Genomic DNA, 17,695 nt, shown 5'->3' on the forward strand with positions numbered 1-17,695 from the left:
CTTTTTGAAAACTTCACCTTCTGAATTGGACGCACTAACAGACAACGCCCTGATGCTGAAAGTCAGGGATGGCGATCTCGACAAGATGAGCCTGCTCTTCGAGCGGTACAAGAAACCTTTGTTCGGTTTTTTCTACCACATGAATAAGGATGCAGAATTGAGCGAAGACCTGGTGCAGAATGTTTTCTTACGGATACTGAAGTATCGTTACCTCTTCCGCGGAGATGGTGACTTCAGAACGTGGATGTTTCACATCGCGCGCAATGTGAGCCACGATCACTTCCGCAAGAATAAAATAGCAGCAAAAGATTCGCTCGAGACCTGGCAAGACCGGCTTGGCAGCGATGAGAATCGCTCTTCCGGTATACAACGCGAAGAAGAAATGCACTTGCTCTCCATGGCCATGGACAGGCTGCCCGAAGACAAACGCGAAATTTTAGTGCTCAGTAAATTTCAGGACAAGAAGTATAAAGAGATCGGTGAGATACTCGGCTGCACCGAAGGTGCCGTAAAAGTAAAAGTTTTCAGAGCGCTTCAGGAACTAAAAGAAATGTATCAAAAACTCGAAACGCGATATTAAAAAAACTCACAGCTCATAGCTCGCAGCTAAAAGCAAAAGGTATGGAACGAAATGAAATAAAAGCATTGCTGGTAAAGTATAACGCAGGGCAGGCCAGTGCAGAAGAAGTAAATATACTCGAAAAGTATATCGAAGCAGGTGTAATCGATTTGTCGGAACTGCAGGAACTACAGGTGATAGGAGAGCAGATTATGCAACTCGAAGTGCCGGCCCCTTCGCTGCAACTGGACGACAACTTCTACCAGATGCTGGCGCAGGAAAAGAAAAGTCAGTTGAATTCATTTTCATGGAAGAAGTTTTTCGCCTGGCCTGAAATGCTACCACGCCTGGCCTTTGCTTCGGTTACGTTACTCGCAGGACTCGCGATAGGATATTGGGTTCGTCCGCAGACTTCAGAAGGTACTGCTAACAACGGACAGATCGCAGAGCTCAGTCAGCAGGTAACGGATCTGAAAGAGATGATGATGCTTTCGTTGCTGGAGAAAGAATCTGCAACGGACAGGCTGAAGGCCGTAAGCCTTACACAGGAAATGGATCAGGTGAGTACCAAAGTTACGCGTGCCCTGTTTGAGACACTGAATAACGACAGCAACGTAAATGTGCGACTCGCTGCCCTCGATGCATTGAAACCCTATGCCAGGGAAAGCTCGGTGCGCGAAGAGTTGATACGTTCTATCGCCAAACAGGAGTCACCGCTCGTGCAGGTAGAGCTTGCCGAGATGATGGCTGCTTTGCAGGAGAAATCTTCCGTGAAAGAACTTGAAAAATTACTCCAACAGCAAAACACTGCGAAGGAAGTAAAGCAGAAGATACGCGAAACCATACAAGTTCTCATTTAGAAAAATTGCAGAAGGTTTAGAGGTTGAAATACGACAGAATACTAGAGTTGGTTTTAAACACAAGAACTTATGAAAACGACATTACTAAGTATAGGTATAGCGCTGTGTATGGTAAATGTATATGCACAGCTCACGCATACCGAGAAGTCAACAAAGGAATTTACATTCGAAAAGAAAGATGTTAATAACACATTGCTCATTGAAAACATCAATGGAAGTGTAGCGGTAACGGGCTATAGCGGTGACAAGATTGTGGTGGAAGTTACCAGGACCGTTCGAGCCAAAACGCAGGCGCGGTTTGATAAAGCGAAAGAAGAAGTAAAGATGGGGGTGATCGACCTCGCAGATTCCATTATACTCTATAGCAGCGATGGCTGTACCCGGTTCGGCAGAGGTACGCCCAACAACAGAGGCCGGAATGGCTGGAGTTATAACTGGAACCAACGCGATGGCTGTCGCACGGAGTATGAATTTGAGTTGGACTTTGTCGTGAAAGTGCCAGCCGGTATAAATATAGATGTAAGCACAATCAACAATGGTGATGTTGCCGTGCAGGGTGTAACCGGCATCGTGATCGCGAATAACATCAACGGAAGTATAAAATTACAGAACATGGTGCGCGAAGCCGAAGCGAGTACGATCAACGGAAACCTGGATGTAGAGTATACTACCAATCCGAAAAAGAAATGCCGCTTCTATACACTCAATGGAGACATCAACGCACTGTTTCAAAAGGGACTCGCGGCCGACCTAAGCTTCGAAAGTTTCAATGGTAGTTTTTATACCAACATTGAAAAGATAGAAGCACTTCCTGCCAAGATCGAGAAGAGCGACAAAGGCAACGGCATACGCTATAAAGTAATGGACAACCTGTTTAAAACCGGACAAGGCGGAGTGATGCTCGACTTTGAGACATTCAATGGAAATGTATACCTGAAGGAGAAGAATTGAAGAGCCGTTATCCGTTAATGGTTATTCGTTAACCGTGATCTGAACTTTCATAACGACTGCAAAGATCTATACTACGAATGACCAGCAAATATATACCACACGGATAACGAGCCACAAAAAAACAGTAAACTACTAATAACGATTAACTGATAACGAATAACGACTACGGAAATGAAAAATCAAATACTAACAATAGCCCTCGCACTGATCACCTTCGGGTTGATACTCATCTCATCATCGATCGCGAATGCTCAGAGCAACAGTGAATTTACCGTGCCCCTGAGTGATCCGGCAAAGCGAGGTAAACTCAAAGCACATCTTAATTTCGGTTCGATCACAGTGAAAGGAACTGCGCGTAAGGATGTACTGGTAAAGTATAAATCTGGTGAGGATAATGATTGTGACGGCTGCGATGATGACGGTGAAGAGAAAGACAAAGATCATTCGCACAACAAAAATCGTAATAACAATAAGGAGAATAACAGTAGCTCAAAATCCGAGGGGCTTCGCAAGATTGGCGGTGGCGGTATGGATCTTGAAGTTACCGAGAACAACAACTTTGTAAAAGTGCAGTCTGATTCATGGAATCATAAAGTTGACCTGGAGATTGAAGTGCCTTCCGGTTTCGATATGGAAGTGCACACCTATAACGATGGCGATCTGATGGTTACCAACGTGCAGGGCGATCTCGAGCTTACCAACTATAACGGGGAGATAACGGCCCTCAACATTTCCGGAGCGATCGTAGCTACAACATTTAATGGTGAAGTAAAGATAACGTTCGATAAAGTAAAAGAAGGAGCACCAATGTCGTTTACAACATTTAATGGTGATATAGATCTTACGTTCCCGGCATCGCTGAAGGCTTCGTTCAAAATGAAAACCGAGCAAGGCGAGATCTTTACCGGCTTTGATATGAAGATGACCAGTGCCGGTCCGGTGCAGAAGAAAGATGCAAAATCAGGAGTATACCGTGTTACAGTAGACGACTACAAACGAGGTGACGTGAATGGAGGAGGAGCGGAGATCATGCTGAAGAATCACAACGGTGATATTTACGTTCGCAAGAAATAACTACGCACACACAACCATAATGTGAAACAGGGTTGATTGGTTTATTGAAAGCGGTATGACTGTAGTCTGCCGCTTTTTTAATGCATTGTATAGCGAGGAGGTTCTGCAAAGTATATTCCGGGTAACCGGTAGTTTTTCGGAATTGTTTTTTCGACTTTTGGGTTTCAGGAAGTAAATCAGAATAATATGCCATTACCGGTTGGAACGAAGGCGCCCGATTTTACATTAGGCTCAACGAGTGGGAGAGATTTTTCGCTGTATCGCGACATGAAGAACAAGCCTTGTATTTTATACTTCTATCCCAAAGATTTTTCAGTAGGTTGTACCAATGAAGCTTGTAGTTTCAGAGATACCTTCGAAGTGTTTAAGGAATTGAATATTACAATCATCGGGATCAGCCGTGATTCATTGGAAAGTCACGCCAAGTTCAAGAAGACACTCGCGCTTCCGTTTGATTTACTTGCTGATGTGGAGGGAAAAGTTTGTCAACTGTACGATACGCAATTGCCGTTTGTACCTTTATTTACCAAGCGCACTACGTATCTGCTGGATAAAGACCAGACTATATTAGCGATGTACCAGAATATATTCTCATCGAAGCGGCACATCAAGGCCATGGTAGAGAATGTTACGGCGCCCACGCGGAGGCAAGCCGTTTAGACTTCCCACCACGGTAACGGAAATTTGATCTCGGTTACAGATGTAACAACCATATCCGGTTTGAAAGCATATTTGATCAGGTCTTCCTTCTTGGTGATACCGCTGAGAGTAAGTATAGTTTTATAGCCCATCTGAACACCGCCTTGTATATCGGTATCCATGGTATCACCGATCACGGTAGTGTCGGCAGTTTCAAGTCCTAAGGCTTTACGGGCAGAGCGCATCATTACCGGACCAGGTTTTCCAATCACAAACGCTTTTATACCGGAAGCCTCTTCGATCATTGCAGTAGTAGCGGCTATACCGAGGTTAGCCCATCCTGCTTTTTTAGGAGAAGGATCGCGGTTGGTAGTAATAAATTTGGCACCGGCCAGAATCATATCTACAGCACGCTGCACCATTTCCAGTGTAAAGTTTCTGCCTTCACCCAACACAACAAAATCAGGATCAGTTTCTACCAGCGATATACCGTTTTCATGCAAGCTGGTGAGTAAGCCTCCTTCACCGAGTACATAGGCAGAACCGTTTGGAATTTGACCGGCCAGAAATTTACCCGTAGCCATCGCACTGGTATAAATATGTTTTTCATCCACGTTTATACCCAGCTTCTTCAGCTTGCGCACAGCCTCTGTACGTGTACGCTGACTGTTGTTTGTCATAAACATGAAGGGTATATCTTTTTTAAGTAACATGGCTATAAATTCGTCAGCCCCCGGTATAAGTATATCGCCACCGTATACAACACCATCCATGTCAATGAGTAAGCCTTTTGCCATTTTAGTAGAGTAAGTTATAGTCAAATATAGTTAACGGTTAATAGTTATCCGTCATTCGTTAACAGTTATCCGAAAAAAAACAATTACACAACGCACACGAAGAAATTATAGTATACTCCGCTAACATCAACACCTGAACACACCAACACCTCAACACAACAAACACACGTACTTACGTAAACACCTAAACACGTCTCGTGCTGTTTCGCACAATCAACTCCGTAGGCAAGATCTTTGTAATCGGCTTAAACTCCTGTTTGTTCTCCACTTGCTGGATAAAGAGTTTGGCAGCGGTTTGTCCCATCTGGTAAGCGGGTTGTGCCACCGTGGTAAGTGAAGGTTCGATGAACTGCGATACCGGTTCGTTGGTAAATCCTACGAGCGATATTTCATCGGGTATACGAACGCCTTTTTCTTTTAGCACCTGCATGGCAAGTATGGCGACCGGATCATTCATGCAAAATATAGCATCGGGTCGCTGCGGTAAATCCAGGAGCTTGTGTGTAGCTGCGGTAGGATCGGTATGCAGATCTTTACAATGAATGATCAGCTCTTCATCAAGTTCTACATTGTAGTTACGTATAGCATCGCGGTAGCCACGTAAGCGCTGATCACTTACATAAAGTGTTTCAGGTCCGCCAATGAAAGCGATGCGTTTACAGCCTGTGCGTATCAAATGTTCAGCAGCTTTAAAGCCACCGTTATAATCATCTACTACAACTTTAGAAACATCGAGCTCGCTGGTGATACGGTCGAACAACACTATCGGTATTTGCTTGGCCAGTAAATGTTCGAGGTGCTCTACATTTTTAGTCTGACTTGACAGCGATATCAGTAATCCGTCCACGCGGTTCGATACCAGCATGTGTATATTTGATTTCTCCGTTCGCAGCGATTCCATCGACTGACAGATCATAATGCTATAGTCGTGCTTCGCTGCATACTCCTGTATACCACTGATGGTAGAGGAGAAGAAATGCATGGCAATCTCCGGTACAACCACACCAATGGTGTTTGTCTTTTTAATGCGGAGACTTTGTGCTACACGATTAGGTTCATAGTGTAATTGTTTGGCAAGTTCGAGTACAGCTTTTTTGGTTTCAGGATTTACATCCGGAGCATTGCGAAGAGCGCGCGAAACAGTTGAGATGGAAATGTTGAGTTTGATAGCAAGGTCGCGGATGGTAGCCTGAGGGTTCTTCATTTCAGAAAATCACGGAAATAGCTCAATAGTACAAGGTCGGTCGATAATATCAAAACGATTTATCGCCCTGAAGTAACAAACGATTTCTGAAATATTATTCTGAAAATAAATATAATTTCAGTGTTGAGATCGTTTCCGGAATCGTTATTTTTAAAATAATATTTCGTGAAGGGATGGCAATTGAAACATTTCGATTACTTCGCCTGTGATAAAAGTTTGTGCAGATATCGAACCCAAACCCTTTGCTGCCACCAAACTATGCATGCGGAAAAAGACGATCAGGTACTTTTTGACTTAATATGCCAGGGCGATCAGCGCGCTTTCTCCGTCTTGTTCGATCGGCATTGGAAGCGATTATACCACGCTGCCTATCGCGTGCTGGAAGATGAAACCGTTGCTAAAGATGTAGTACAAGACGTACTCATCTCGCTGTGGGAGAAAGGTCGCGACCGAAATATACTCAACATACAGGCGTATCTATACCAGGCTGTAAAGCTTCAATGCTTTATGCACCTGCGCTCCGGGGCTATATCTAAAAAGCACCTCGAACACATTAACCTTGTAGCAACAACCAACGACACGGAAGAAGCACTTCACGCTGCTGAACTGCAGTCCGTGCTCGAAGAAGGCATGGCTACACTTCCCGAAAAGTGTCGTGAGATTTTTTACCTGAGTCGGTTTGAGTTACTGCCCAATAAAAAAATTGCCGAGCAACTTCACATCTCGCCCAAGACGGTCGAGAATCAAATCACCAAAGCCTTGCGTACGCTTCGTCTTTCCATCGACAAGCTGGTGATGCTCACAGCCTTCATACTCGACAACTTCTGATTTTTCATTGTCCGAAAATTTTTTCTGATCGCACGTAGGGGATCACACAATCGTGTGCAACTACCGTTTAGATCATGAAAATAGACGAACACCAATTCCGGAAACTACTCGATGCCTACATCAACGGCACGGCATCGCCCGCGGACAAACAACTGCTGGACGAATTCTTTGAATCGTATCCGGAAGCTGAGCAACGCGTGTCTCAACGAGATGAAAGCATCAAGCACGAATTGTGGATGCAGCTTTCCGAAAAACTGCAGGAGCCGCAACGGGCAAGTGCGAAACGCTATACCTTGTCACCCTGGTATTCAGTGGCAGCGGCACTGGCGTTGTTCATGGCGACTTTCTATTTCCTGATCTACAAAAAACAGGATGATGTGGTGAAACCTGAAGTGATTGCCGTGAAGCAGCAGACGGTGCAGACATCACGTGGACAAAAGTTAAAGATCGATCTGCTGGACGGCACACAGGTAATTCTCAACGCCAACAGTACACTTACCTTCCCGGAACAATTTACCGCAGCAACCCGCGAAGTATATCTTGAAGGCGAAGCATACTTCCAGGTAGCACATGATACATCCAAACCATTTATAGTTCACACAGCTTCTGCGAACACAACTGTACTCGGCACATCGTTCAATGTGCGTACATCGCCTGATAAAATTACTGAGATAACATTGGTGGAAGGTAAAGTAAATGTAGGCTCGCGCCTGCATACCGCGCAGGTAAAAGATGTTATACTTGAACCGTATCAACAAGCTATTGTTACCAGTGGCAACAAAGCCATCAGCAAGAAGAAAGTAGATGTACAGGCTTTTGTAGACTGGAAAGACAACGTTCTGCACTTCGAGAACATTACACTGGCAGAAGCCGTGGAGCAACTGGAGTCATGGTACAAAGTTGATATAACCTTTCAGAATCCTGCGCTTGGCAACTGCATCATTAATGCTACCTACAAGCAAGAGTCCTTGCCGAATATCCTGAAAAGTTTAGAGTATATGCTCAAGATAACCTGCACGCAGAAAGGTAACAGCGTGATCATGCAGGGCAAAGGATGCGACATCAAACCCAAACAAAGCAATATATGACTGAAACAATACGATTGAATCCTCCTTAGGGATACGGACTCTCAATCAACTTGAGAGAAAAGATAGTCCGGGTACTAACATTTTGGCCGATGCTTCCCCGGACTACAGCCTGAGAATTAGTTGATAAAACTCAAACCTTAACAAACCTATGAAATTTTTACGTAAGCTGTTCATGCTTATATCGAAGTACACATTGCGCCTTTTTATCATACAGGTAATTTGTATGAACCTTGGCTTTGCAGCGTCTACCAACAGCCAGAGCCTGGATAAGATCAAAGTTTCGCTTTCGCTGGAAGATGCCTCGCTATCGACCATATTCCAGGAGCTGGAAGCGAAAACAAAATTCGTATTTGCTTATTCAGCACAACTGGAGTTAGACAAGTCGTTCGACCTGCACTATAAAGACGCATCGCTGCGCCAGGTGCTGGAAGATCTTTCCGGTAAAGCATCCATCGAATTCAAACGCATCAACAAAACTATTTCCGTTACTGCCAAGGCAGAACGCAAGCCTCAACCAGTCGCGGTAGCGATACAGGTTTCCGGTTCGGTGAAAGATGAAGGAGGTGAAGCGCTGCCAGGGGTAAACGTGATGGAGAAAGGGACATCCAACGGTACGTCTACTGATTCCAACGGAAGCTTTTCGCTTCAGGTAGCAGGCGAGAACAGCGTGCTCGTCTTTTCATTCATCGGGTATAAATCACAGGAAGTCCGCGTAGGTACACAAACAAATATACCGGTGCAATTGCTGCAAGATGTAACAACCATGCAGGAGATTGTGGTGATCGGCTATGGTGAGCAGGAGAAGAAAGATCTTACCGGTGCGGTGTCTGTTATTGATAACAAAGACATGGCGAAAGTTCAGGCAACAACGGTTGCTGAAGCCATGCAAGGACTTGCTGCCGGGGTAAATATACGCAACAGCGGTCGTGCCGGAAGTGAATCAACAATCGAGATACGCGGTCTCGGAAACTTTTCGAACAACCAGCCGCTCTATGTTATTGACGGAGTGCCTACCATTGCCACACGTGATTTCAACGCGGCCGATGTAGAGTCTATCCAGATTCTGAAAGATGCATCCGCTGCTGCTATATATGGATCACGTGCCGCGAACGGTGTGATTATCATCACGACCAAGAAAGGAAAACCAGGACCACTGAAAGTTGATTTCTCCGGACGTTACGGAGTGCAGACTTTGCCGAAGTATGAATTTATGAGTGCGGCAGATTTCAAGAAATATAACACGATGGCTTATCGCGAAGCCATTGAAGTAGAAAAATTTCCGTGGGTGATCGACCAGGGCTATCAGCAATTTCCCGAAGGTATAGATACCGATTGGCAGAGTGAGACCTTCCGCACAGCACAAACGCACGACTATAACTTGACTTTCTCCGGAGGTAATGAATTCGGTACATATTTAGTATCCGGAAATTACTTTGGTAACACCGGTACAAGTATAGGGTCATCGTTCGATCGCTATAGCTTCCGCGTGAACACCGAAGGCAAGCGTGGTATATTTAAGATCGGAGAGAACCTTTCTATTTCGCATGGTCAGTCAGATGATCTGATCACCAATCCGTTCTGGGACATGTTACGCATGTTACCAACCATACCGGTGCATGACCCCACACACCCGGGAGGTTTCGGTTACGGTGATGAAGCCGCTGCACGTACGTTCGGAGTAAACCCGATTGCACGTGAATCGCTGGAAGAAACAACCAACCAGAACCTGCGCCTGCGCGGAAATGCTTACGCAGAACTTAGCTTTCTGAAAGGTGTGTTGAAATATAGGGTTAACGCAGGTCTTGAAGCCAGCAACGAAAACTATAAATATATCCGCAAGGTCGGTAACTGGACATTGAACCAGCCATTCGATCCATCGGCTGTAAATGAATATCGGGGAGAATATGTATCAACCTTGATAGAGAATACAGTTCACCTGAACAAAGATATAGGGAAGCATCACATCGATGCCGTAGCCGGTACAACCTTCCAGCGCCAGAAGTATGATCGCATCTCCGGCACGAAACGCAACCTGGTTGAAGTCGGTGGCAGGTATTATGATGTACTCGATGCAGGAACAACCAATCCGGAAGCAGGTGGTTTTAATAATGAAGATGCACTCATCTCATACCTCGGCCGGTTTAACTATTCGTACGATGAAAAATATTACCTGACCGGTACCGTGCGCAGAGATGGATCGTCACGTTTCGCGAAGAATAATCGCTGGGGGAATTTCCCTTCGGTAAGTGCTGCATGGCGTATCAGCGGAGAAGACTTTTTCAATGTTCCGTTTATAGATGATCTGAAGATTCGCGCAAACTATGGCGAGCTGGGTAACTCCAGTATAGGACGTACGGTTGGATACGGAGGAAGCTTCTACGGTTCTTCAATCTATAACATCGGTAACTGGGATTACCTGGCACTGCTCAATTCTTCCGTTATCGCTACACTAGGTCGCGATCAGCACATTGTGAATGGCGCTACACAGGTAAAACTGGCAAACGCAGATCTTCGCTGGGAAACCAAAGAAGTTGTAAACATCGGAACAGATATAGCGCTCTTCAACAACAAGCTAGCTTTTACGATGGAGTATTTTGTAGCAACCACGAGAGATGTACTGACGGCAATGCCTATATTATTATCTACCGGTAATGATGGCGGTGACCCGTTCGTTAACGCAGCCAGTATACGCAACAAAGGTATAGAGATCTCTACCACCTGGAAAGAACAACGTGCAAGCGGACTCCGCTATAGTGTAACCGCTAATTTTTCTACCGTGCGAAACGAAGTGCTGGAGTTAGGGTATGGTAACGAGGAGATACTAAGTGGTATAACAAAAACGGAGATCGGTGAACCGATCGGTATGTTCTACCTGCGCAAGACCGATGGTATATTTCGCAGTGAAGAAGAAGTACTCGCACACGTAAACTCAACTGGTAAAGTTATTCAGCCGAATGCCAAGCCTGGTGATATTCGTTATGTAGACTTTGATGACAACGGAGAGATCAACGATGCCGATCGCCAGATCGTAGGCAACCCGTGGCCTAAATTTGATCTGGGCCTTGTATTGAATGTAGAGTATAAAAACTTCGATCTGTCAACCTTATGGTACGGATCATTCGGACAGAAAGTATATAACGGTTCACGCGCTGCGGTAGAACGCTTCGATGATAACTCAAACTACTTCGTATTTGAAGAAGGCAGCGAGCCATTCCAGGAAAATCCAAACAGCGATTTCCCAAGATTACTCTACGGTGATGATCGTAACTCGCGCGGAGACACAGACCGCTGGCTGGAGAACGGTTCATACTTCCGACTGCGCAATGTTACACTCGGCTATAATTTCCCGAAAGCACTAACGGAGCGCGTTAAACTCAACAGTGCACGCATCTATGTTACAGGACAAAACCTGTTAACGTTCACAAAATATACCGGTCTTGATCCTGACTTTACGGCACCAGATATATGGCGCAGAGGTCACGATGAAGTGCGTTACCCGAATGCAAAAACTTTCCTGGTAGGTCTCCAATTTAATTTCTGATTCTAAAGACAATCTGCTATGAAAAGCTTAAAACTATATATACTTCTGATACTGTTCGTATCCATTACTTTCAGTTGCAGCGAAGATCTGCTGGATATTGACAACCCGAATACACCAACCGTTGAACAAGGCTGGAAAACGGAGAAGGATGCCGAGATGGGTATCAATGCCGTATACAACATGTTCTATAAACCTTCTACCTGGACACGCTGGATATACTTCCGGTATGATCTCGCTTCCGATGAAGGTCACAGTACAAGTCCATGGGTAGAGCTTGCCGATTGGACACGCTTCCGCTATAACAACTATAATTTCTGGGATGGTAACAATTGGCACTGGCGCGATTTCTACAAAGCTATATTTCGTGCGAATCAGGTGCTGGCGTATGTACCCGAAATAGAGTTTGCCAACGAAGCGAACAAAGACAGAATACTGGCGCAGGCAAGATTTATCCGTGCCCTGTATTATTACCAGATCGCTCTACTGTGGGAGAATGCACCGATTGTACTCGAACCATCCAAACCACAGGACGAACCGCTTCAACGCACCGAAGCTGAAATATGGGCGCAGGTAGAAGAAGATCTCAACTGGGCTAAAGATAAATTACCGGATCAGTGGGACGATGCCAATGTAGGTCGCGCTACCAAAGGTGCTGCCAAAGCGTTGCTTGCACGCGCACTGATGCAGCAAGGTAAACTGCCACAGGCAAAGACAGAATTGGACTGGCTCGTTACCGGAGATGGTAAAGGATATTATGGTCTTGTAGATAATTACCGCGATAACTTTACACACACCAACGAGAACAATAAAGAATCTGTTTTCGAAATTCAGTTCAGTGATGTGAACAAAGGTGGTGATGGCGATGATCTGACGGCTTCGATGGGCTTTCAGCGCACACAGTTTTTCGCGCCTGGTGGTATAGGCTGGCAGGATGGTAAAGCACGTGCCTGGCTTATCGATGAGTATAAGAAAGAGTTGACAAAAGATGGTGAGTACGATTCACGCTTGCTCTACAACATCTTTTACAAGCAGGCCTATAAAGATTTCCCGGATGCAGCTAACAACGATACACTGGTATATAACAGACCGTGGAATAACAATGCGTGGGGTAATGAAACGTTTATCAAGAAATACTCAACGTACTACTATCGCGATCGTGAAGATTACCACGCACCGAACAACTTCCGCTTCATTCGCTATGCCGATGTATTGCTGATGTATGCCGAGTGTCTCAACGCAGCGGGACAAACTGCTGAAGCTTATACGTATGTGAACATGGTGCGTGAACGGCCAAGCACAAATCTTGAAAAGCTGGAAGTTGCTCATCCGGAGATCGGTATGGATCAGGCTCTCTTCGCGAAGCGTTTGCAAATGGAGCGTTCACTTGAGCTTTGCTTCGAAGCAGTTCGTTGGGGAGACCTGAAACGTTGGGGTTTGCTGACATCACAAGCTGGTATAGATGAATTGAAAACACGCGATATAGACTTTAATAACTTTGTATTGCAACGCAATCATCGTTTACCACTTCCTCAGATCGAAGTTGATAACAACACGAACCTTATTCAAAATACTCCTTACTAAGTAAAGGACCCCTTGTGACGGGAAGCACTATAACTAGTGCTTCCTTCTTTAATCAGTTATTTTTTAATGATACGCGTGTGATCGGATATCATAGCCTTGCTATTTTATTTTTTCTGAACAGCATAGCATCCGGGTATATAGATTCGGATGTTGCCATGCAGCAGGACAGGAAGCCTGTCGATGGAATCCGCATTGCCTGGGATTTTAGTACCCGGAAGCAGCTGTCTCCTGTGGAGGCAAACTATGCCGGGTATGCCCGCATGATCAGATTACACAATGGAAAATTGTTTTGCGTGTACGAAAGCGATGGATCAGTATACGCTATAAAAAGTGATGAACGCAGGCAACAATGGAGTGCCCCGGTATTGATCGCAGCGAAGCAGAATGATATAGCGCGTGCGGTGCCGGAAGTATTGCAACTGCATGATCAAAGTATACTGGTGTCCTATAATCTTCGTCCACGAGGTAACAATACAGATTCCACCAAACGATTTGCCATTGAAATGAAACGAACCAATGATGATGGTATACATTGGACGGATGCTGTGGAGGTATACCGCGCAGGACACGAATTTAAGAATGGATGCTGGGAGCCTGCACAGATACAACTGCCATCAGGAGAGATACAATTGTATGTCGCCAACGAAGGCCCCTATACAAAATCAAATGAGCAGGAGATAACACTCTTTCGCTCTATGGACAATGGTGCAACGTGGACAAAAGGAGAACAGGTGGGTTTCAGAAGTGGCTACCGTGATGGTATGCCTGTGCCGGTACTGCTGCAAAACAAACGTGAAGTAATTTTTGCCATTGAAGATAACGGTATTGATGGTAAGGAGTTCAAACCCGCTATCATTCGCTCATCCAGTCAATGGAAGAATGCGCCCGTACTGGCCGCAAGTACTGATCGTGAATATGCGATGGACAATGATGCACAAATACCCGCCAACAAGTATGCAGGTGCTCCCTATATCCGCCAGTTGCCATCCGGAGAAATTATACTCTCATACCAAAGCAACGAGTATAGAAAAGATTTTCAGTGGGACAGGAGCGATATGGTGGTAGCGATAGGCTCACCGGAAGGACGAAACTTTAATCGCAAGAGTATACCGTTTTATACTGCTGATTCAACCCAAACTACACTCTGGAATTCACTGTGCGTGGAAAACGATAGCACTGTGATTGCGCTTGGCTCTACCAATATTTATGGTAAAACAGCGGTATGGATGATAAAAGGATATATACTTCACGGAATTAAATCGCATCAAACCACGCTAACACCGGATGGTGAAAGTAAAGAGCCACTGTGGCGAACTGAAGCTCCTGTATTTATAGGCGGCTACGGACCAACACAAGCGAAAATTCGAACAGGTTGGAATATGGATAAACTATTCTTCGCTGTTCAAGTAAAAGACAAGGATATAGTCACCGCTCCAAATGATCTGCAGAAAGGTGATGGTGTGCGTTTGTTACTGGATGTTGGTAATCTTTCAGCAGTAAAGAGTGGTGAGGGCGTTTACGTCATGCTTGTTACTTCGGCAGGCAAAGCATTTTTCCAACAGCGCGCGAATGATCAATGGACAACATGGAGTCCAAACGGTATCGCTGTAAAATCAAAAAAGCTCGCTGACGGATATCAAGTTGAGGTAAGTATACCGTGGAGGACACTATCAGCTTCTCCTCTGAAAAATAAACGCATAGGCTTTCATGCCGAAGTGAACGAAAGCAGTAACGGCATGCATTGCTATACTGAACCTCTTTCCGGAAATGTTACGGAGCAACCCTTTACATGGTTGCCATTAGTATTAACCGATTAGCAGCAAATGAAAATGAAGAACATACGATATATAGCTTTTGTAGTATGGATGACCGGCATAGGGATAGGCAAGGATCTTCATGCACAGACATTCTCGAACCCGATCAGCGAGATGGCCGATCCGCACATTACATACTATAACAACACCTATTACCTCACCGGTACAACCGGCAATAACATTACACTTCGAAAGGCAACTGCATTGAACGCACTTAAATATGCTCCGGGTATTGTGGTGTTTACAGCTCCTTCAGGTGGACCTTGCTGCAACTTCTGGGCTCCCGAGCTTCATCGAATCAACAATGCATGGTATATATACTATACCGCAGGCACAAGCAGTGATTTGAGTGGACAGCGTACCTGGGTGATCGAGAATACAGCGAATGATCCAACCACCGGCACATGGACAAACCGCGGCCAGATTTACCATCCGACTGAAAATTTCTGGGCAATAGATGGATCTATACTTTCATTGGGTAACAAGAATTACTTTTTATGGTCGGGCTATAGCAGTGGCTCGAATACCGTGCAACGTATTTATATAGCCGAGATGTCCAATCCGTGGACGTTGACTGGTCCGAGAGTTTTGTTGTCGAGTCCTGAATATAGTTGGGAACGAAACGGAGAAGTAAATGAAGGACCAATCATCCTAAAGAAGAACGGGAAAATATTCCTGGTATACTCCGCCAGCGGCTGTTGGACCCCGGACTATGCTTTGGGAATGCTGACGATGAGCGAAAGTGCTGATCCGTTGGTAGCCGCATCATGGACAAAATCACAGCAACCCATTTTTGTTTCGAACAGCGCAGCGAATGTATATGGTCCCGGGCATAACGGTTTCTTTACCTCGCCCGATGGAACTGAACTTTGGAATGTATACCATGCCACAACGGTAGCGGCAGGCGCATGCGACCACACACGTACCACCCGTGCACAAAAAGTAGAATGGAAAGCTGATGGCACTCCGGATTTTGGTATACCAGTAGCAGCAGGGGATACACTCGTTGCTCCGGCCGGGGAGGTAGCATTGCCAGCATCCACTACGTTGCAGAATGGAGTCTATAAACTTACTGCGCGCCATAGTGGTAAAGCGCTCGCGTTGAAAGGATGTTCACCCGCATTAGGTGCCGATGTTATTCAGAATAGTTGGCAAGGCACAGCGTGTCAGCGCTGGAATATACAGTTTACAGGTGATGGCTATTTCGTGCTGACCGCTGCTCGCGGGGGACTCGCGCTGGATGTTGCCGGATGTTCAAATGATAATTACGCGAATGTACAAACGTGGGCCCCGAATGGCGCACCGTGCCAGCAATGGAAAATTGAAGATGCAGGCAACGGGTATTACCGTTTACTCGCACGCAATAGTAACAAGGCACTTACAGTTATACTTAATTCTGGTGATGAAGGCGCTGACGTAGTTCAACAGGATTGGACAGGTGCCGAAGGACAACAATGGCAGATTGAAGTTTCGGAAGAAGTAATCACGGGCAATGAGTCCGGTATAGCTAAACAGTTCACTGTATTTCCCAATCCTGCTAAAGAGAACATCACGATAGCAAGTACTGCCTCAGCTTCGATAAAACTGGTTGTGCTAACGGATATATATGCAAGACCTGTTCGCGATGTAAACGCTGTTCAGCGAGGCGACCAGTGGACGCTATATACAGGCAACATGGCATCAGGGCTTTACCTGTTACGCGTGCAGCACGATCAGAAAGAGACAATTGTAAAAGTCGTACTAGAAAAATGAAGTATCTGAGTATATATATAGCGATGCTGATTAGTTGGGCAGCACACGCACAAGAAACGTTCATCAATCCAATATTGCCTTCAGGGGCCGATCCGTGGGTAACCTGGAAAGATGGTTATTACTATTATACCAATACCGTTGGCAATCGAATCATTCTCTATAAAACCGAGAAGCTTCACGAGTTAAAGAACGTAACACCTAAAACGGTTTGGACGCCACCTGCAACGGGTCCGAATTCAAAAGCGATCTGGGCGCCCGAATTGCATTACCTCGATGGCAAATGGTATCTATACTATACCGCCACAGATGTAAACAATGATGGTGATGCCTCCCGGTATATATTCGTGCTTGAGAATATAGCAGCCGATCCGTTGCAAGGCACCTGGACCGATAAGGGTAAGGTAAATATGAAACATTCTGGTCTGGATGGTTCTGTGTTTGAGCATAAAGGCAAGCACTATTTTGTATATTCTGCATATATAGGCCCGCAAAGTGTACTGGTAATTTCCCTGATGAAGAACCCATGGACATTGGCGGATAAGCAAGTCGTAATTGCCAGTCCGGATAAAGTATGGGAAAAATTTGGCGGAAGAGAAATCCTGGAAGGTCCGCAGTTCCTTATGAACAATACCGGCAAAGTATTTATTATATACTCGGCCAGTGCGTGCTGGGCAGATGAGTATTCGCTGGGTATGCTTACGGCAAATGACAAAGCTGATTTGCTGAATCCCGCATCGTGGATAAAATCAGTTGAGCCGGTGTTCAAACAATCTGCCGTTCATCATGTATATGCGCCCGGTCATAATTCATTCTTCACCTCACCGGATGGAAAAGAGCATTGGATTTTGTATCATGCCAATACAGGTGCCGGTCAGGGATGCGATCATCGCAGATCACCGCGCATGCAGCCATTTCATTGGAAGAAAGATGGGACACCTGATTTCGGTGAGCCTGTACGTGCTGACTCCGTGCTGCGTGCACCTTCTACGGTCAAGTAACTAAACAAC

General features: G+C 45.4%; 14 protein-coding genes. 12 read left to right on the forward strand and 2 right to left on the reverse strand.

Going from position 1 to position 17,695, the window contains the following annotated elements:
* Positions 1 to 4: 4 nt before the first annotated feature.
* The 5 genes from ACFQ21_RS17955 (at position 5) to ACFQ21_RS17975 (ending at position 4,104) form a co-directional block, all read left to right on the forward strand.
* A complete protein-coding gene (locus ACFQ21_RS17955) occupies positions 5 to 580 on the forward strand; it encodes an RNA polymerase sigma factor (RefSeq protein ID WP_377580673.1) in 576 nt (191 codons plus the stop codon).
* A 41-nt stretch (positions 581 to 621) separates the two neighbouring features.
* The gene (locus ACFQ21_RS17960) at positions 622 to 1,419 is read left to right on the forward strand and encodes a HEAT repeat domain-containing protein (RefSeq protein WP_377580675.1); all 798 of its coding nucleotides are present in this window, start codon (positions 622 to 624) and stop codon (positions 1,417 to 1,419) included.
* Positions 1,420 to 1,488: 69 nt separating this feature from the next.
* Positions 1,489 to 2,370, forward strand: coding sequence for a hypothetical protein (locus ACFQ21_RS17965; protein WP_377580677.1), 882 nt, complete (start codon positions 1,489 to 1,491; stop codon positions 2,368 to 2,370).
* Between the two features lie 171 nt (positions 2,371 to 2,541).
* Positions 2,542 to 3,444, forward strand: coding sequence for a DUF4097 family beta strand repeat-containing protein (locus ACFQ21_RS17970; RefSeq protein WP_377580679.1), 903 nt, complete (start codon positions 2,542 to 2,544; stop codon positions 3,442 to 3,444).
* Between the two features lie 186 nt (positions 3,445 to 3,630).
* Complete coding sequence (locus ACFQ21_RS17975; RefSeq protein WP_377580681.1) at positions 3,631 to 4,104, forward strand: peroxiredoxin; 474 nt, start codon at positions 3,631 to 3,633, stop codon at positions 4,102 to 4,104.
* Here ACFQ21_RS17975 and ACFQ21_RS17980 read toward each other — a convergent pair.
* The gene (locus ACFQ21_RS17980) at positions 4,101 to 4,880 is read right to left on the reverse strand and encodes an HAD-IIA family hydrolase (protein WP_377580683.1); all 780 of its coding nucleotides are present in this window, start codon (positions 4,878 to 4,880) and stop codon (positions 4,101 to 4,103) included. The genes ACFQ21_RS17975 and ACFQ21_RS17980 overlap by 4 nt on opposite strands.
* 184 nt (positions 4,881 to 5,064) lie before the next feature.
* Positions 5,065 to 6,084 carry a LacI family DNA-binding transcriptional regulator gene (locus tag ACFQ21_RS17985; RefSeq protein WP_377580685.1) on the reverse strand — a complete coding sequence of 340 codons (1,020 nt, stop codon included), beginning with the start codon at positions 6,082 to 6,084 and terminating at the stop codon, positions 5,065 to 5,067.
* Positions 6,085 to 6,342: 258 nt separating this feature from the next.
* Here ACFQ21_RS17985 and ACFQ21_RS17990 point away from each other — a divergent pair, with 258 nt between their 5' ends.
* The 7 genes from ACFQ21_RS17990 (at position 6,343) to ACFQ21_RS18020 (ending at position 17,686) form a co-directional block, all read left to right on the forward strand.
* On the forward strand, positions 6,343 to 6,912 hold the full coding sequence (locus ACFQ21_RS17990) for an RNA polymerase sigma-70 factor (RefSeq protein ID WP_377580687.1): 570 nt from the start codon (positions 6,343 to 6,345) through the stop codon (positions 6,910 to 6,912).
* A 74-nt stretch (positions 6,913 to 6,986) separates the two neighbouring features.
* Positions 6,987 to 8,000 carry a FecR family protein gene (locus ACFQ21_RS17995; RefSeq protein WP_377580689.1) on the forward strand — a complete coding sequence of 338 codons (1,014 nt, stop codon included), beginning with the start codon at positions 6,987 to 6,989 and terminating at the stop codon, positions 7,998 to 8,000.
* A gap of 223 nt (positions 8,001 to 8,223) precedes the next feature.
* Positions 8,224 to 11,541 carry a SusC/RagA family TonB-linked outer membrane protein gene (locus tag ACFQ21_RS18000; RefSeq protein WP_377580691.1) on the forward strand — a complete coding sequence of 1,106 codons (3,318 nt, stop codon included), beginning with the start codon at positions 8,224 to 8,226 and terminating at the stop codon, positions 11,539 to 11,541.
* 18 nt (positions 11,542 to 11,559) lie between these two features.
* Positions 11,560 to 13,122, forward strand: coding sequence for a RagB/SusD family nutrient uptake outer membrane protein (locus ACFQ21_RS18005; protein WP_377580693.1), 1,563 nt, complete (start codon positions 11,560 to 11,562; stop codon positions 13,120 to 13,122).
* A gap of 77 nt (positions 13,123 to 13,199) precedes the next feature.
* A complete protein-coding gene (locus tag ACFQ21_RS18010; RefSeq protein WP_377580695.1) occupies positions 13,200 to 14,939 on the forward strand; it encodes a sugar-binding protein in 1,740 nt (579 codons plus the stop codon).
* Positions 14,940 to 14,945: 6 nt separating this feature from the next.
* On the forward strand, positions 14,946 to 16,688 hold the full coding sequence (locus ACFQ21_RS18015; RefSeq protein ID WP_377580697.1) for a family 43 glycosylhydrolase: 1,743 nt from the start codon (positions 14,946 to 14,948) through the stop codon (positions 16,686 to 16,688).
* Positions 16,685 to 17,686 carry a glycoside hydrolase family 43 protein gene (locus ACFQ21_RS18020; RefSeq protein ID WP_377580699.1) on the forward strand — a complete coding sequence of 334 codons (1,002 nt, stop codon included), beginning with the start codon at positions 16,685 to 16,687 and terminating at the stop codon, positions 17,684 to 17,686. The genes ACFQ21_RS18015 and ACFQ21_RS18020 overlap by 4 nt, the downstream gene beginning before the upstream one ends.
* The last annotated feature ends 9 nt before the right edge of the window (positions 17,687 to 17,695 follow it).

It is taken from the genome of Ohtaekwangia kribbensis, from assembly GCF_042676245.1.
GTDB lineage: Bacteria > Bacteroidota > Bacteroidia > Cytophagales > Cyclobacteriaceae > Ohtaekwangia > Ohtaekwangia kribbensis.

Bases quoted from the DNA above. Each gene is read 5' to 3' on its own strand.
- ACFQ21_RS17960 (WP_377580675.1), top strand. From the start codon at position 622: ATGGAACGAAATGAAATAAAAGCATTGCTGGTAAAGTATAACGCAGGG.
- ACFQ21_RS17965 (WP_377580677.1), top strand. From the start codon at position 1,489: ATGAAAACGACATTACTAAGTATAGGTATAGCGCTGTGTATGGTAAAT.
- ACFQ21_RS17970 (WP_377580679.1), top strand. From the start codon at position 2,542: ATGAAAAATCAAATACTAACAATAGCCCTCGCACTGATCACCTTCGGG.
- ACFQ21_RS17975 (WP_377580681.1), top strand. From the start codon at position 3,631: ATGCCATTACCGGTTGGAACGAAGGCGCCCGATTTTACATTAGGCTCA.
- ACFQ21_RS17980 (WP_377580683.1), bottom strand. From the start codon at position 4,880: ATGGCAAAAGGCTTACTCATTGACATGGATGGTGTTGTATACGGTGGC.
- ACFQ21_RS17985 (WP_377580685.1), bottom strand. From the start codon at position 6,084: ATGAAGAACCCTCAGGCTACCATCCGCGACCTTGCTATCAAACTCAAC.
- ACFQ21_RS17990 (WP_377580687.1), top strand. From the start codon at position 6,343: ATGCATGCGGAAAAAGACGATCAGGTACTTTTTGACTTAATATGCCAG.
- ACFQ21_RS17995 (WP_377580689.1), top strand. From the start codon at position 6,987: ATGAAAATAGACGAACACCAATTCCGGAAACTACTCGATGCCTACATC.
- ACFQ21_RS18000 (WP_377580691.1), top strand. From the start codon at position 8,224: ATGAACCTTGGCTTTGCAGCGTCTACCAACAGCCAGAGCCTGGATAAG.
- ACFQ21_RS18005 (WP_377580693.1), top strand. From the start codon at position 11,560: ATGAAAAGCTTAAAACTATATATACTTCTGATACTGTTCGTATCCATT.
- ACFQ21_RS18015 (WP_377580697.1), top strand. From the start codon at position 14,946: ATGAAAATGAAGAACATACGATATATAGCTTTTGTAGTATGGATGACC.
- ACFQ21_RS18020 (WP_377580699.1), top strand. From the start codon at position 16,685: ATGAAGTATCTGAGTATATATATAGCGATGCTGATTAGTTGGGCAGCA.